14 protein-coding genes and 1 pseudogene are annotated in these 14425 nt (G+C 70.1%); 11 read left to right on the top strand and 4 right to left on the bottom strand.

Annotation, left to right across the window (positions count from 1 at the left end; genetic code table 11):
- The first annotated feature begins 329 nt into the window (after nucleotides 1–329).
- The 5 genes from EV384_RS23070 (at nucleotide 330) to EV384_RS23090 (ending at nucleotide 4761) form a co-directional block, all read left to right on the top strand.
- Nucleotides 330–1019, top strand: coding sequence for a hypothetical protein (locus EV384_RS23070; protein ID WP_130336465.1), 690 nt, complete (start codon nucleotides 330–332; stop codon nucleotides 1017–1019).
- A gap of 104 nt (nucleotides 1020–1123) precedes the next feature.
- A complete protein-coding gene (locus EV384_RS23075; RefSeq protein ID WP_130336467.1) occupies nucleotides 1124–1846 on the top strand; it encodes a hypothetical protein in 723 nt (240 codons plus the stop codon).
- Nucleotides 1847–1981: 135 nt separating this feature from the next.
- The gene (locus tag EV384_RS23080) at nucleotides 1982–2602 is read left to right on the top strand and encodes a hypothetical protein (RefSeq protein WP_130336469.1); all 621 of its coding nucleotides are present in this window, start codon (nucleotides 1982–1984) and stop codon (nucleotides 2600–2602) included.
- 79 nt (nucleotides 2603–2681) lie between these two features.
- A complete protein-coding gene (locus EV384_RS23085; protein ID WP_130336471.1) occupies nucleotides 2682–3659 on the top strand; it encodes a DUF4192 domain-containing protein in 978 nt (325 codons plus the stop codon).
- A gap of 118 nt (nucleotides 3660–3777) precedes the next feature.
- Entirely contained in the window at nucleotides 3778–4761 is a 984-nt protein-coding gene (locus EV384_RS23090; RefSeq protein ID WP_242624219.1) for a C40 family peptidase, read from the top strand.
- A 250-nt stretch (nucleotides 4762–5011) separates the two neighbouring features.
- Here the strand turns inward: EV384_RS23090 and EV384_RS23095 are convergent, their stop codons facing one another.
- The 3 genes from EV384_RS23095 to EV384_RS23105 form a co-directional block, all read right to left on the bottom strand.
- Entirely contained in the window at nucleotides 5012–5482 is a 471-nt protein-coding gene (locus tag EV384_RS23095; protein WP_130336473.1) for a UPF0158 family protein, read from the bottom strand.
- A 490-nt stretch (nucleotides 5483–5972) separates the two neighbouring features.
- Nucleotides 5973–8246 carry an outer membrane protein assembly factor BamB family protein gene (locus tag EV384_RS23100; protein ID WP_165440033.1) on the bottom strand — a complete coding sequence of 758 codons (2274 nt, stop codon included), beginning with the start codon at nucleotides 8244–8246 and terminating at the stop codon, nucleotides 5973–5975.
- A 610-nt stretch (nucleotides 8247–8856) separates the two neighbouring features.
- Entirely contained in the window at nucleotides 8857–9078 is a 222-nt protein-coding gene (locus EV384_RS23105; protein ID WP_130336477.1) for a hypothetical protein, read from the bottom strand.
- A 415-nt stretch (nucleotides 9079–9493) separates the two neighbouring features.
- On the opposite strand from EV384_RS23105, the gene EV384_RS23110 reads away from it, so the two are divergent.
- Entirely contained in the window at nucleotides 9494–9982 is a 489-nt protein-coding gene (locus EV384_RS23110; RefSeq protein ID WP_130336479.1) for a VOC family protein, read from the top strand.
- A gap of 31 nt (nucleotides 9983–10013) precedes the next feature.
- Complete coding sequence (locus EV384_RS23115; RefSeq protein WP_130336481.1) at nucleotides 10014–10220, top strand: bleomycin resistance protein; 207 nt, start codon at nucleotides 10014–10016, stop codon at nucleotides 10218–10220.
- A gap of 290 nt (nucleotides 10221–10510) precedes the next feature.
- Here the strand turns inward: EV384_RS23115 and EV384_RS23120 are convergent, their stop codons facing one another.
- Entirely contained in the window at nucleotides 10511–10723 is a 213-nt protein-coding gene (locus tag EV384_RS23120) for a tautomerase family protein (RefSeq protein ID WP_207232426.1), read from the bottom strand.
- A gap of 61 nt (nucleotides 10724–10784) precedes the next feature.
- On the opposite strand from EV384_RS23120, the pseudogene EV384_RS23125 reads away from it, so the two are divergent.
- From EV384_RS23125 to EV384_RS23140, 4 genes and pseudogenes are all read left to right on the top strand, one after another.
- A pseudogene (locus tag EV384_RS23125) lies at nucleotides 10785–11500 on the top strand (transposase family protein); the annotation flags it as partial.
- A 209-nt stretch (nucleotides 11501–11709) separates the two neighbouring features.
- Entirely contained in the window at nucleotides 11710–12432 is a 723-nt protein-coding gene (locus tag EV384_RS23130; protein ID WP_165440035.1) for a tyrosine-type recombinase/integrase, read from the top strand.
- Nucleotides 12341–13090: a sigma-70 family RNA polymerase sigma factor gene (locus EV384_RS36255; RefSeq protein ID WP_130336487.1), complete on the top strand. Its 750-nt coding sequence runs from the start codon at nucleotides 12341–12343 to the stop codon at nucleotides 13088–13090. The genes EV384_RS23130 and EV384_RS36255 overlap by 92 nt, the downstream gene beginning before the upstream one ends.
- A complete protein-coding gene (locus tag EV384_RS23140; protein WP_130336489.1) occupies nucleotides 13087–14139 on the top strand; it encodes a hypothetical protein in 1053 nt (350 codons plus the stop codon). The genes EV384_RS36255 and EV384_RS23140 overlap by 4 nt, the downstream gene beginning before the upstream one ends.
- The last annotated feature ends 286 nt before the right edge of the window (nucleotides 14140–14425 follow it).

Genomic DNA, 14425 nt, shown 5'->3' on the forward strand with positions numbered 1-14425 from the left:
GAGGCACGATCGCTCGTTGGCGAACACCCGCTCATCGGCTGAGAGGGGTGTTCGCCCTGCACACGCGCAACTCGATCACACGGACATCGACCTGACAGCACCTGACAGATCACGTCCAACACCTGGCGCTGCAGGTCAGCCGCTTGTCGATACCGCCGCGTTGACAGATGCGCCGGCTACGGTCCACCGCACACCTTGTCTCCGTACCCCTGTCACCCGCGCCACCGCGATTCCCCTCGCCCACCGAACGGTCGGCCCGCGATCGCCTCCCGCGCCCTGTGACGCAACCCCTGCGGATCCCCTCCCCCTGCAGAAGGGAGCACCCTGTCGTGTCCGACGTCCGACTCGTCATCGTCTGCATGCCCGCCGGCACCTGCGCCGACTGGTTCTCCGCCTCAGAGATCCTCGACCGGCAGCGCCTCGCCACCAGCATCCCGGTGCAAATGTTTCCCGTCCGCCGCCGGGCGATCAGCGGCGTGATCAGCCGCTGGTCGGCCCGTCACCTCGTCCATCCCGTGCGCCGCCGCGCCGCGGTCGCCATCGCCGCCGGTGGTCGGCTGCGTCGGCTGGACCTGACCGCCGCCGCCACCCTCGCCCACGCTGACGCTGTCTACCGGTGGCGGGTGTGGTCCCACGTCGTCGCCCGCATCCCCGCCGCCCGCCCGCTACGCGACTTCCGCGCCGACCAGCGGCTCACGGCTGAGCAGGCGCTGCGGCGGTTCGAAGCCCAACCTCGAGTGCTGGCCATGCTCGCCCATAACTGCCACCCCCACGCCCGCGTACCCCTGCACTTGCAGGAGCTCGAGGCCTACCAGGCGGGTGAGGTCACCTACGGCGTCCTGCACTGGCAGCGGGCGATCGCCGGCGACGCCATGGTGACCGACGACGGCCGGCTCCTCGAGCCCGCCAGCGACAGCCTCGCCGACCGGCTGCGCTACCTCGCCCACGCCGCCGCGTATCTGCGCGCCCTGCCGCGGGACCGGCACATCGTCGCCGTCCACGCCGCCCCACGCCCCTGACACCGAGGCACTGCGCCGTCGAGGTCACCTGCCGGCCATGACGCAAGCGACGAGCACCGCATCCCCGACATTGCCCCGCCGGGCAGCCCACCAAGGAGGTCCCCGTGTCCTACGACCCTGTTCTCACCGCGATCGCCGTCGCCACCAACGACGTGCTCACCGACCACCTGTGGCGGCACGACGCCGCCGCCGGCGATCCCGTCGCCGACATCGCGGTGGCACTGCACCGCGCCGCCTACGACTTCACCCTCACGGCCCGCCAACTCACCGAAACCCTGCACCGGCTGCGCCAGCACTGCACCCACCATCTGGACACCCTCACCTGCTACGCCACCCTCGCCCGACCGCACAGCCTCGACGCCGACACCCTGCGTCTGCTCCAACTGCTTGAACGGCACGAGGCCGGCCGCGACGCCGTCGTCACCGCCTACGGCGCCTGGCGCAAACACCGACCGATCTCCGCCGACCCGCTCATCCGCCACCTGCTCCCTGCGCCGTACAACCCTCGCCACGGGATGGTCACCCTCGGCGCAGACGGCGACAGCTGGATCGTCGTTCCCGACCGGGTCGCCGCCGAAGCGTGGGGCCTGGCCACCTCCGGCACCGTCATCGGCGACATCCGCCCCCACCCGGACGGGTGGCAGCCCACCGCCTACGCCGATCCCGCCCACCGCGCCCAGCAACCGCACCTGGTGCACCAGCTGCCCGCCGCCGCGGACGAGGCGACTGCCTGCTCGTCCCTGCTGCGCTGGTGGGCGGCCCGCGACCGCACCCTCTGGCACGACGGGGCGGGGGCCACCGGCGAACACCCGGTCCTGCCCGCTTGACACTCCGCCTCCCCAGCCCGACGCCGCCCCCGGTGTCGGGCTCTTTCGTGGAAAGGACACGCCTTGAGCACACCGACACCAACCGCGCAGCTCACCCTCCCAGCCCCAGGTGACGGCCCGGACAACGGGCATCAGGTGGGTGAGCGCACAGGTGGCCGCCCCGCCACCGATCCAGCTCCCCTGTCCACCGCCCGGCACATCACCAGCGTCGACGGCGGGGAACCGGCCGACGGGGCGCCCACCCGGCGGCAACTCTCCGATGTGCCGCCTGTCGACAGCGCCGGGCAGCCGACCGCCGTCGAGGAACCGATCGACGCGTCCACGGCCGGCCCCACCGGCGAAGAGCAGGAGCCGCCGAAGCGGTGTCGGGGCTGCCAGGCGCAGCTGGCCGGCGTCTGCCCCGGCTGCGGGCAGACCACCTCCGCCTACTGCGGAGCGTGTCGCCGCGACCAGCCCCACAGCCGCCAGGGTCAACCGCGGATCCTCGCCAATGGGCTGCCCCGGCTGCGCCCCGGCGAGCTGCCGCAGCTCGTCGCTCAGGTCATGCGGGACAACCGGCTGCCTGAGCACCGTGGCATCGCCGGCTGGACCGCCAGCCGCATCGCGGTCTACCTCCCCGGCCGCAGCACCGGCGCCATCGGCCAGGCCCTCGACACCCTCGCCCGCGCCGGCACCGCACAGCTCATCGGCGAACAACCCGCCCGCTACCAACTCGCCTCGGCCGATGCCGAGCAGGCCGACAGCACCGACAACTGACCGCCAGAGCGGCCCGTCCCCACCGCGGGAAGGGCCGCCCTGCGCTGTCGCTCCCCCACCCCTGCCGGAAGGAATTGTTATGACACAGCCGACCATGCGCATCCGCGGTGCCGCTGACCTCATCGCCGCCGTTCCCTACCTCCTCGGCTTCCACCCCACCGACAGCCTCACCGTCACCGCCCTGCGCAACGCCCGCGTCACCTTCGCCATGCGCGCCGACCTACCCGCCGCCGGCGCGCCCGTTGACGTCGTCGCCGCGCACGCCGACCAGGTCGTCACCGCCATCACCCGGCAGAACGGCATCACCGGCGTGATCGTCGTCGGCTACGGGCCTGCCGCACGCGTCACCCCCACCGTCGACGCCACCCGCGACGCGCTCACCGCCGCCGGCGTCGCCGTACGTGACGCGCTGCGGGTCACCGACGGACGCTTCTGGTCCTACACCTGCCCCGACCCCGCCTGCTGCCCCGCCGACGGCACACCATGCCACCCCGACAGCAGCGTCCTCGCCGCCGAAGCGACCCTCGCCGGGATGGTCGCCCTGCCCAGCCGGACCGACCTCGCCGCCCAGATAGCCGCCGTTGACGGCGACGTCCGCCAGCGCATGAGCGACGCCACCACCAGGGCCCTGTATGAGATGGCGGCGCTCGAGCGCGACGCGGACCTGGCCGAACGCGGATACGCCGCCGTCCGCAACGCCCACCAGTGTTACGAAGACGGGCGAGCGCTCAGTGACGACGAGGCGGCCTGGCTCACCATCCTGCTGCAGCACCGCGAAGTCCGGGACTACGCCGGCGCCCACAGCAGCGACCACCCCAGCCGGCTCACCTTATGGACCGACATCACCCGGCGCGCCGAACCCGGGCTGGTCGCTGCGCCCGCCAGCCTGCTCGCCTACACCGCCTGGCAACACGGCAACGGCGCGCTCGCCCTGCTCGCCGTCGACCGGGCCCTTGATGCCGACCCCACCTACACCCTCGCCCACCTCATCGGGGAGGCGCTGCAGGCCAGCATCCCGCCCAGCGCCATCAGCGGTTGGCCGGCGGAGCGCTCGTGACGCACCGGTCGGGTGCCGCCTTCCCGGCGGCACCCGACCCGCCATTTCTGTCTCCAGCACCGACGCCTGCCGTCCGGTGGAGTGCTGCACCGATGCATCGACCTACCGGGGAGCCACAGTGAAGAAAATCGTCATCACCGTTGTCGGGATGGTTCTCGTCAGTTGCCTCGGGCTGCCGGTTCTCCTGTCCGGTTCGCTGGGAGGCGGCGCAGCGTGCCCTGGTGCCGATGCCCGCGGCCTTGGGGCATATGACGCCGAGCAGTTGGACATCGCCGGCACCATCGTCGACGTCGGCGTGGCGCAAGGCGTGCCGCGGTGGGGCTGGATCGTGGCCGTGGCCACCGCATTGCAGGAGTCGGGGCTGCGCAACCTGCCTCACCTCGGTGAGGCCAACGACCACGACTCGGTGGGGGTGTTCCAGCAGCGCCCCAGCCAAGGGTGGGGTACGACGAGGCAGCTGACGGATCCGGCATACCAAGCGCGCGGCTTCTACGAGCGGCTTCTTCGTGTGCCGGGCTGGCAGCAGATGTCGCTGACGGAGGCAGCGCAGGCTGTGCAGCGGTCGGCCTACCCCGACGCATACGGTCGATGGGCCGGCGACTCCCACAGACTCGTCGACGCGGTGACCAGCGGACCAGGATCCTGCGAGCCGGCCGCATCGGCGTCACTGCCGCACGGGTTCACACTGCCTCCGGCGACCCCGGCGCCGGTCGTCGCGGCCATCTCCTGGGCGCTGCGGCAGCTTGGCACTCCCTACGCATTCGGGGGAAGCTGCACAGATCCGCACGCCGGCAACCCGAACACCCAATGCGACTGCTCCTCCCTGGTCCAGCAGGCCTACCGAGCGGCCGGTATCAGCATCCCCCGCGTGACGACCGATCAGGTACGCACCGGCAGGGGCGTGCCTTCTCCGCAGCTGCTGGAGCCGGGTGACCTGGTCTTCATACCTGGATCGATGGGAAGCCCGCGGAACCCTCGCCACGTTGGCATGTACATCGGCGCTGGGATGATCGTGCAGGCTCCAGCAGCCGGAGACGTCATCAAGATCAGTCAATTGGAGGGATGGCGTCGTGACATCGTCGCCATTCGGCGGTTCATTTGATAGCGCTCGCTGTGGAAGCAGTGTGATCTGCGAGATCGCGACAGCGCCGGCCGGTACGACGACGCGATTGCGGCGTTCGAGGCAGCCACCGCACAGTTCGAGCGGCTCGACGGCCGGGTACATGCCGCTCGGAGCCGGTTCGGTCGGACAGGTGCACCCGCCACATTGGACCGCACCACCGAGCCGAGCGGACGACGGCCGAGCAACTGGCGTCAGGGTGTGCCACTGCTGGCTGGTTGGCTTGGTCGTCTCACGGCACGTCCGGGTCGGGGTGCTTTGTCCGACAGCTGCTCGCTGCGGCGTCATCGATGAGGGAGTTGTCGAGGAGCCAGTCGATGGCCCGGCGGGTTGCCCGGGCCTGGTGGAAGGCGTGCCAGGCCGGCAGCAGGTGCGGGTACTCCTCGTACAGCTCGTCCTTGAACCGGCGGAAGGCGCCCCTGCCCTGGATCGCCCGCAGGAGCCTGCGTCCCGCTCGCTCGTCGCTGACCCGCTCGGCGAAGTCGGCCATGTCGCGGTGCCACACGGAGGACGGTAACCCCTCGATGGGGACCAGATCGAGTTCATCAAGGTCCACGGGTGTCTTCCCGTCGATCCCGCCGTCGGCCGTCCACATCATGATTTCTCCGCTGGCCGGGTCGATGAGCCAGCGGTACTCGTACGCGCTCTGGTCCTGCAGCGCGGTGGCGATCTCCTCGAGATCGAGGTCGCGTACATCGAGCATCTGTCCGCTCCCGGATGCAGTAGTCCTCGGCGACCACGGTAGTCCCGCGCCCACCCGGCCGTGAAGCTACCGGCCCGTTCCTTCGTTGGCACGGGACCGACGCCGTGGTGTGGCCCTTCTGCCCGCGGACGGGATCGGGAGGCCGGTCACCTACAGCCCGCGGCGTCGAGTGTCCTGAGGAACGTCGGCCGACGTTGTGCTCCCGCCGGACACCGCGCGCTCCGCTTCCCCCAGGCTGGCCGCATCGGACGCGCCCGTCAACGTCGAACTCGTACAAGCGGGTGGTGGCCGGCTGCGCCCGCTGGCCACCACCCCTCGGGATGACACGGTCAGTGGTGGTGTCCGAGTTGGGACCTGATCTCGCTATTGATCTTCTTCCCCCAGACAAGAGGAATGATCAACCAAGGGCTGTCCCCATGAGCAACCGGGGCCACACCCGACGATCACATGTCGTGTGCCTACCCGTGCCCGCAGAGGTGGCCGCGTCGGCTCAGGGCAGGGCAATGCCGCGTACGACGCCGGACTGGTCGCCGCTGACCAGCAGGTCATCGACGACGACCGGCGTGCTGAAGGTGTTGGCCGTAGTGAGCGCGACGCGATGGGTGACCTCGCCGCTGGCCAGCGCCAGACCGACGAGCTGGCCGGTGGCAGTTGGCACCCAGATGGTGTTCCCCCTGACCACGGGACCGGCGTTGAAAACCCGCAGCCCGAGCTGGGTCAGCCACGCCTGCGCTCCGGTGAGCGGGTCGACGCGCCGGGCTCGGCCGAACTCGTCGATGAGGACCAGCCCGGACGCCGTGACAACCGGCGGCGCGTATGCGAACCCGCCGGACACCCGCCAGCGCTGCGCGCCGGTCGCCCGATCCAGGGCGTGCGCGTTGCTGACGGTGGAGACCAGCACCAGCCCGCCGGGAAGCAAAGTGACGACGTTGTCCCACGGACCGTAGATGAGCCGCTGGTACGGCGTGGTCCGGGTATTGGTGGCGTACGACCACAGCTCGTGACCGGTGGCGGCGTCGAACGCGTACGCCTTGCCGTCGCCACTGCCGGCGTACACCCGCTCCCCGTCGCAGGCCACCCGGCCGGCGAAGAAGCCGTGCAGGTCAGCCGTCCACCGGACCCGCCCCGTGGCCGCCTCGAGTGCGTACAGCGTGAACCCGGCGGTGAACAGAACGGTCTCGACTCCGCCGATGATCGCCACCAGCGGGTTGCTCAGCACCGGCTCCTCGGTGCGGTGCCGCCACCTCGGCGCACCGTCGCGGGTGTCCAGCGCATACAGGTGGTGGTCGGTGGATCCGATCAGGACGGTACGACCGTCGCCGGTGAACGCGGAGCCCCGGTAGGTCCCGCCGAGCCGGGTACGCCACGCCGTTCGCGGCGCTGGATGATTCCGGAACGCCTGCTCGTCGGCGTCGGCCGGACGGCCCACCCGGAACGCCTCGACGTCGCCACCGGTCGAGCCCGCCACGATCAGGTCGCCGTACGCGGCGAGGGCTCCCTGCACACTGCCTGTCAGCCGCAACCCCCACCGCTCCCGCGGATCCTGGTCGCCGGGGGCGATCTCGAACGCCCGGGTCACTTCGTGCCACGAGCCGTCGGAGCCGGTCACCCGTACCTGCAGCCGGTGCGCACCCGGCGGCACCGCGGAGATGTCGACGTTGCCGTCCCACCACTGGTCACCGACGCGCGGCAGATCCGTCCACGCGCTGGTGTCCCGCCCGCCGTACACGTGCTGCGGGTAGATCCGGGTCTGGACCGCGGCGACCGCGTCCGGCTGGCCGGGCCTTACCCGTACCGCGATCGCCGCCCCCTTCGGCTGTCCGACCACGGTCGCCGCCGCAGCCACGCCGACACCCGCGTCGGCCACCGGGATCGTGGTCACCTCCCGGCGCTGTTCCGAGCCGTCGGGCGCGACGGTCACCTGCCACACCCGCAGGACCGGCAGCCGGTCGACGACCTCCCGCCGGACCCAGTAGTAGTAGGCGTCCTTGGTCGCGTAGGCCGCCACCTGGGTCAGCTGGTTGATCCGGTCGACTCGCTCGGTGTGGACGTGGCCAGCGAAGATCGCCCGTACTGGGAAGTCGGCCAGCAGGTCCAGCAGCTCGTCCTGATCGTTCACGTAGTAGTTGGCGCCGCCGATCGGGTAGTGCAGGAACAGCAGGCTCGGCTGCTGCCCGGCCTGGCGCAGGTCGTTCGCGAGCCAGCGCAGGTGGTCGCGGCCGAAGACGCCGGGCTCCTGCAGCACCTGGGTCGGATCCAGCCCGACCACGTGCAGCCCGGCAACATCGAACGAGTACGGCGTCGGGCCGAAGAGCCGGTGGTACAGCTCCTTGGCGTGTACGTCCCAGCGCGCCTCGTGGTTGCCGGGCACGTGCCGCAGGCGAGGGCGCAATGCGGGCGGGATGACCGACAGGTAGGTCTGGAATTCGTCGTCACCGCCGTATTCGGTGATGTCACCGCAGTTCAGCACGAAGTCCGGCGTCGCCTTCTCGATCGCGGCGAAGATCCGACGCAACAGCTCCGTACGGGTGGTGTCCGGTGAAGTCGCGTGGGTGTCGGTGACCACCGCGAAGCTGAGCGGCGTACCAGCCCCGCCGTCCGCAACGCCCGTACCGGCTGCCTCGGCGCTGTCCGGGGCGGCGCTGGCGCCGGAGGCGGAACCGAGCGCCGCCGCGCCGCCCAATGCGGCGGCGGACGCAAGGAGACTCCGCCGGCCAATGATGGCGATTTCTCCCGACTGGAGGTGCCCTTGGGGATGGCTCATGCTCAGCTCCTCGATCGGCTGCTCTGGGTTGATCATGACCGAGGCTAAGGGGGCGAACAACGTCGCCCACCGCAGAGAAGTGAACAGCGTAGGTCGGTCGGCCAAACGTTGCCCGCGCGCCTCTGTGCAGTGAGTTGGCAGCCGGACCGCAAGCCCGCGGGCGAACGAAGACGTTCGCCCGCCGTGCCACGTCCAGCCCGCCGCCGGGTCGGATCCCAGCTCGCGATGCCTGCTGTCCGGTACGGGTGGCCCCTTCGACCGGTCAGTTGTCGGGGTCGAAGGCATCGTCGAACTCGAAGGCGGGGTTGGGGACGTCCCGGCCGGGTTCACGCCGTAGCGCTGCCGAGAGCGGCCGAATACTTCCAGGGTGCCACGGTCAGGGCGGATCATGGCGAACCCGACCTGATCGGGGTTGCCGGCGCTGGCGCGGCGGTCGGGCCGCTGCCACCAGGTCGTCTCAGGTGACCCGCTACCGCTACGGGGGCCCCGACAGGCGGGGCTGAGGCAGACCGGCCCGGTGGGCGGCCTGCCGCATCCACGTCCGCCGCCGCGGACCCCACCCGGCAGGCACCACCAGCCGCACATCCTCCACCGGGAAGCCCGCCGCCCGCTATGCCTCGTCGGCGACACGGCGCAGGGTCGCGACGACCAGGTCCAGCGCGTCGACCTCCGCGCCGGCGACGGTGAGCCGCTGCTCGGCGGAGGGCCCTGGCGCGGGGATGAGCCGGTCTGGCTGGGATACGGCCCCCTGCCACGATCGCTGCCCGGTCAGCAGGTTCCCGTCCGGGGACAGGAACACCGCGCTGGGCGGCGCGCGCACGCCGTCGAACATCAGCGGTGATCAGCTGCCGTCGGGCCATGCCACCACCGCGGTGGTGCTGGCGCTACCTCAGTCGATCGCCAGCCCCGCCTCCCCCGCTCGCATAGACCGCAGGCAAACATGAGGATCACCGTCACGTCACCCGCGAATTAATCGATCAACTTCAAGGGATTGGTGCTCGTACGCGGTCAGGGTCGTGAGGCGGCCGCCGGACGGAAACCCGCCGAAGGCAAAGACCACGCAGCTACGGGCGGTTGCCGAGGTGGGAGCGTGTTGCGCCAACAGCCCTCATCGGCGGTGTCCGGCAAGCCACAATTGTCGTATCAGCCGGTCCACGGATGACCCGGAGCCGGCGCTCGGGTCCCCGGCCGGTGGGGGCTCATCCAGGGCCATGAACCGAACCGGGCATCCGTCACGGGAGGTCGACATGAGCACCCCGCAGGAAGATCAGGGCGGCGCAACGGAGGTCGTCAAGGAGCCGACCACGCTCTTGAAACTCGAGGTCGTCGTCATCCCTGTGGCTGACGTCGACCGCGCCCTGCGCTTCTACCAGGGCTTGGGGTGGCGGCTCGATGCGGACTACGAGGCCGGCCCGAAGTTCAGGATCGTGCAACTGACGCCGCCGGGGTCGGCATGCTCGATCCACCTCGGCCGCGGGCTCACCCCCGCGGCGCCTGGCACTGCCCAGGGCACCTACCTCGTGGTCTCCAACATCGATCAAGCCCGCGCCGACCTGATCAGCAGGGGCGTGGAGGTGAGCGAGGTCTACCACAACGTCTACGACACCGGCGACCAAGAACGGGTGGACGGCCCCGCCCCAGACCGTCGCAGCTACGCCTCATTCGCCTCGTTCACCGACCCGGACGGCAACGGATGGCTGCTGCAGGAGGTCAAGGAGCGGCAACCCGGACGGTGACGAGTCCGCACGACCGAGGAGGTTTTGACTGATGGACGTTGAAGATCTTGCGCAGCTCCTGCATGAGACGGCCGAACACCACGGCTCGTTTGAGGCGATCGCCCCACCGCACGACTGGTGGGACTGGTACGCGGCGTACATGCGTGCGCGTGAAAGCGGGAGCCCCCCGGACGATGCCTCCGCGGCCGCCGGGCGCTACATGGCAGAGGTCAAGCACGTTGTCGTCTCACCCGTCTGACGCCCGCACCGGTATCTGAACTGAAGAACCTGACGGTGGGCTCTTCTGGCAACAGCCGAGCTCGCCGGCAACCCTGCGCGCGCGGCTCCCGGTCCATCCCTGCAAAATGCGACGATCCGGTTTGGTGCCGGCCCATGCCGTCCAGGTGCCGGACGGCGGCGCGCCACCATCGTCCCCGGTCATCGGCCACCACCGCAGAAACCCAACGGCTTCGTCGGCCCTGGTCCTGGCTGACCCCGAAACCGTCGCCTCCGTGCGCTGGCCTCGCCGCATCGGCGGACGGGCTTGCTCTACTTTGCGGCGAGGGCCACGAGATCCGCGTAGCGCACGATCTTCCCGCCCGCGCCCCACGTGCCGTCGGGCCGTTCGTGGATGAGCACCCAGACGCGCTGCGCGTCGGCGTCGGACAGCCCGGCCGCGTCCAGCACGACGGTCGTCGTTTCGGCGACCAGGCCGGCCTTGCGGCGATCGGACAGCGCGCCCTGCGGAACGGTGATCTCCACCCGGAACCGGGCGACGTCGTCCCTGCGGTGGCCTGCGCCCCGGCGGGCAGTTCGTGCAGGCGAGCACGTCATCGACGCGCTTGTGCACGGCTCGGGCTACGAACGCATCGCCACCACCCGGTGCTCGGACCGCACCAGGCGCCGGAGCAAGGACTGGGCCGCGGTCGGGATCGGCGAGAAGGTCCACGCGTTGGCCCTGGCCGCCTACGACCAGATGATCGGCCTGTCGTTGCAGGACCTCAGCGTGGACGGCGCGATTACCAAGGCGCCCTGCGGCGGCGAGCGGGCCGGGCGCTCGCCGGTGGACCGGGGCAACGGCGGCTTGGAGCGCTCCACCGAGGTCGAAGGCGACGGCATCCCTCTGGCCGTGGTGTCCGCGCCGGCCAACCGGCATGACTCGCCGCTGCTCCGTCCGACCTGCGAAGCGGCGGCGACACAGGTCGGGCCGATGCCCGAAGGCGCGACCATGCACCTGGACCGCGCGCCTACGACAACACCCCAACCCGCGACCTGCTCGACGAACTGGGCCTGCACGGCGAGATCGCCCGCAAGGGCGTGCCCGCCCCGATCCAGGTCGGCAAACGTTGGGTGGTGGAGCGCACGAACTCGTGGATGAACGGCTACGGCAAGATCCGCCGCTGTACCGAACGCGACGCGAAGATCATCGACTTCTATCTTTACCTGGCTGCCGCCCTCGTCACCGTACGTCAACTCATCCGCCGTGCCCGAACGCTCTACCGGTGGGACAGCCGCCCCACCACCCGACGCCTCAAGTGACACCTATTGCCGGTCGCTCTTACTCACCGAGAGGAACGCAGCCGTCAGCGACGGTCGCCTGGCCGTCGAGCTGACGCGGGCGCCTTCTCCGGGTTCATGCCCATGCCGCTCGTGCTCGGTTGCCGCGCCCGTCGACTCTCAACGTGTCGGTGACCCGGGCTGCCGGCACCTCGCATCGTCGTCACCCTGTTGGTCGGCGCGTGCCGACCGTGGGCGACCACCTCTCCTACTGGCTTCGCGAGATCGTTCAACCGAACTTGGCACCCGCGACCTACATCTCCTTCGAGGGCTTCGTTCGGCTCTACATCACCCCTGGTCTGGGGACGAAGCGGCTGGATCGGCTGCAGGTCCGGGATGTCCAGACGTGGATCAACCAGGTGGCGCGTACCTGCCAGCGCTGTGCGCAAGAGAAGGACATTGCTCGTCCACGCGGAAAGCAACTGTGCTGTGCGACCGGCACATGCTGCCGGGCTGTCCCGTCCGGTAGCACGATCAAGGGCCTCCGGGCCACTCTTCGTGCGGCCCTCGCCCAGGCAGTCACGGAGGAGCTGGTCACCAAGAACGTGGCGTCCCTGGTCAAACTTCAGGTCCGCCGAAAGAAGCCCGGGAGGGCGTGGCACAGCGACGAGGCCCGCCAATTCCTGGAAGCTGCCAGGGCAGGCGATGATCCCCTCTACGCGGCCTGGGTGCTGATCCTGGTTCTCGGACTACGCAGAGGGGAGTTGCTGGGTCTTGGGTGGGACGAGATCGACGAGCGCGCGGGGGAATTGACCGTGCGGTGGCAACTCCAGCGAATCAGTAACAGACTGCTGCGCCGGGAAACCAAGACCCGAGAATCCGATGCAGTCCTTCCGCTGCCGGATATCTGCCTCACAGCTCTTCGGATGCGCCGGGGCGGATCAGGCCGCGGACCGGGCTGCCGTCGGCCCTGAGTGGCAGGACTCCCCGCTGGTCTTCACCACCCGCCACGGCACGCCGATCGAACCGCGCAACTTCAACCGGGCGTGGGAGCGATGTCGGCGAGCCGGGGTGCGGCGGATCACCGTGCACGATGCCCGCCGGACTTGTGCGAGCTTGCTCGTCGACCTGGACGTGCATCCCCGGGTCGCCATGCAGATTCTACGGCACGCCGACTTCTCGATGGCCCACAGGATCGGAGAGCCGGCCGACGATTTGCTAGCCGAGACGTTCCTGGTCGCGTTCCGGCGGCGGGCTTCTTACCGGCCAATGCAGCTCGACGTGCGGCCGTGGCTGTTCGGCATCGCCACCAACGTGTTGCACCGGCACGTGCGCCAGGAGGACCGCCGGTATCGGGCGCTCGCCCGGGCCAGGCTCCTCGAGACCGGCTCGCATGCGGACGACCTGCCCGATGACCGTTTGGATGCCCAGGCACTGCGGGCCGAGCTCGCCGCGGCACCGGCGGCGCTGAAGCCCGCGGACCGGGACGTGCTGCTGCTGGCCTGGGCCCAACTCTCGTACGCCGAGATCGCCGCCGCGCTCGACATCCCGATCGGAACCGTGCGCTCGCGGATCAACCGGGCCCGCCGTCTGACCCGCGCCGCGCTGAGTTCGCTACAGGAGGACCGGTGAACGAGATCATGTTGTTGGAGACGCACGGGCCAGACGGGCCTGACCTGTCAGACGAGGCGCGGCGCGCCGCCCGTACCAGACTGCTCGCCGAGATCTCGGACGCCTCGACCGCCGCGTCGTACTCCGGCTGGCCGTCCCCCCTACTCACCCGGCTTGGCGCGGCCAGGTTTCGCCGCGGGCCGCTCCTCGCTCGTCTGGCCCTCACGGGGGTGGGGTTGGCCGCGATGGCGGCGACGGCTATCGCGGTCATGCCGGAGGCGCGACAGAACACCACCCGCCCGCCTGTCACGGCAGACGGGTCAACCGGCACGCACTCGACCTCGCCAGACCGGATCAAGCTGGTCGCCGTGACTGCACCAGAGTTCCCGTACGCGTTGCCGATGCTTGGTAAGCCGTCGTTCACCGCTGATCCGGGTGGCCCGATCATCGCCGTCTATCTGGCGCCGGACGGTAGCGACGTGGTGCTCACGATCGGCACAGCGCGCGAGGGCCAGCCAATCCGGGGGCAGCGTGACATCAGCGTGGACGGCCGGCCGGGCCGCATCGTTTCGGTCCCGGACGGCTCGGGCGTGGCCTCCGTCCAGCTGACCTGGGAGCGCCGACCTGGCGTGTGGGTGATCATCGTCGGCAATGGCCGGCATGCCAGCGCGGAGGCCGTTCTGCAACTCGCCCGGCAGGTGGTGGACCAGCCCCAACGCGTCGGCTTCAAGGTCACTGTCGGCCTGGTCCCCGACGGTTGGAGACTCGGTGGGTTCAAGGACGGCGGCTCGATCATCTCGTACCGTGACCCGGCCGAGCCGAACCTTGACCTGCACGTGCAATGGACGCCGAAGCCGGACACGGGCCGGGATTCCGACGTCGAGGGATTCGAAAAGGCGAATAACGTCACGGTCAACCAGCGGCCGGCCCGGCTCGTCCAGGCCACGCAGTTCTGGCGGCTGACCGCCACGCTCGCTGACGGATCCGGGTTCACGTTGATGGCGCCGCGCTCGTTCACCATCGACCAGGTAATCGCCGTCGCCCGAAGCGTCCAGCTGAGCCGTTCGTAGGTGGCCTCCATACGACTGCGAGTGCTCCAGAACCCCTTCGTGCACGAACCGACCGTCCAGACCGAAAGGATGCTTCGATCCAAGTTGGAAGACCGCCTCTGACTTGGACCGGAGCCGGTGGAGCGGGCGAGGGCAATCAACCCGCACCGTCAGTTTGGAAGGACAAAGATCACGACCGACAAGAACATGGTGGCCAGGTCGAGGGCTGGAAGTCCGCGACCGTTCGTGCCCCCTGGTGACCGTCCGGGGTACTGGCTACTGGCACGTGGATGGCACGGTGGCCTAC

Source organism: Micromonospora kangleipakensis (assembly GCF_004217615.1).
GTDB classification, from domain to species: Bacteria; Actinomycetota; Actinomycetes; order Mycobacteriales; family Micromonosporaceae; genus Micromonospora; species Micromonospora kangleipakensis.

Bases quoted from the DNA above. Each gene is read 5' to 3' on its own strand.
- EV384_RS23085 (WP_130336471.1), top strand. From the start codon at position 2,682: ATGACACAGCCGACCATGCGCATCCGCGGTGCCGCTGACCTCATCGCC.
- EV384_RS23095 (WP_130336473.1), bottom strand. From the start codon at position 5,482: ATGCTCGATGTACGCGACCTCGATCTCGAGGAGATCGCCACCGCGCTG.
- EV384_RS23100 (WP_165440033.1), bottom strand. From the start codon at position 8,246: ATGAGCCATCCCCAAGGGCACCTCCAGTCGGGAGAAATCGCCATCATT.
- EV384_RS23105 (WP_130336477.1), bottom strand. From the start codon at position 9,078: ATGTTCGACGGCGTGCGCGCGCCGCCCAGCGCGGTGTTCCTGTCCCCG.
- EV384_RS23110 (WP_130336479.1), top strand. From the start codon at position 9,494: ATGAGCACCCCGCAGGAAGATCAGGGCGGCGCAACGGAGGTCGTCAAG.
- EV384_RS23115 (WP_130336481.1), top strand. From the start codon at position 10,014: ATGGACGTTGAAGATCTTGCGCAGCTCCTGCATGAGACGGCCGAACAC.
- EV384_RS36255 (WP_130336487.1), top strand. From the start codon at position 12,341: ATGCAGTCCTTCCGCTGCCGGATATCTGCCTCACAGCTCTTCGGATGC.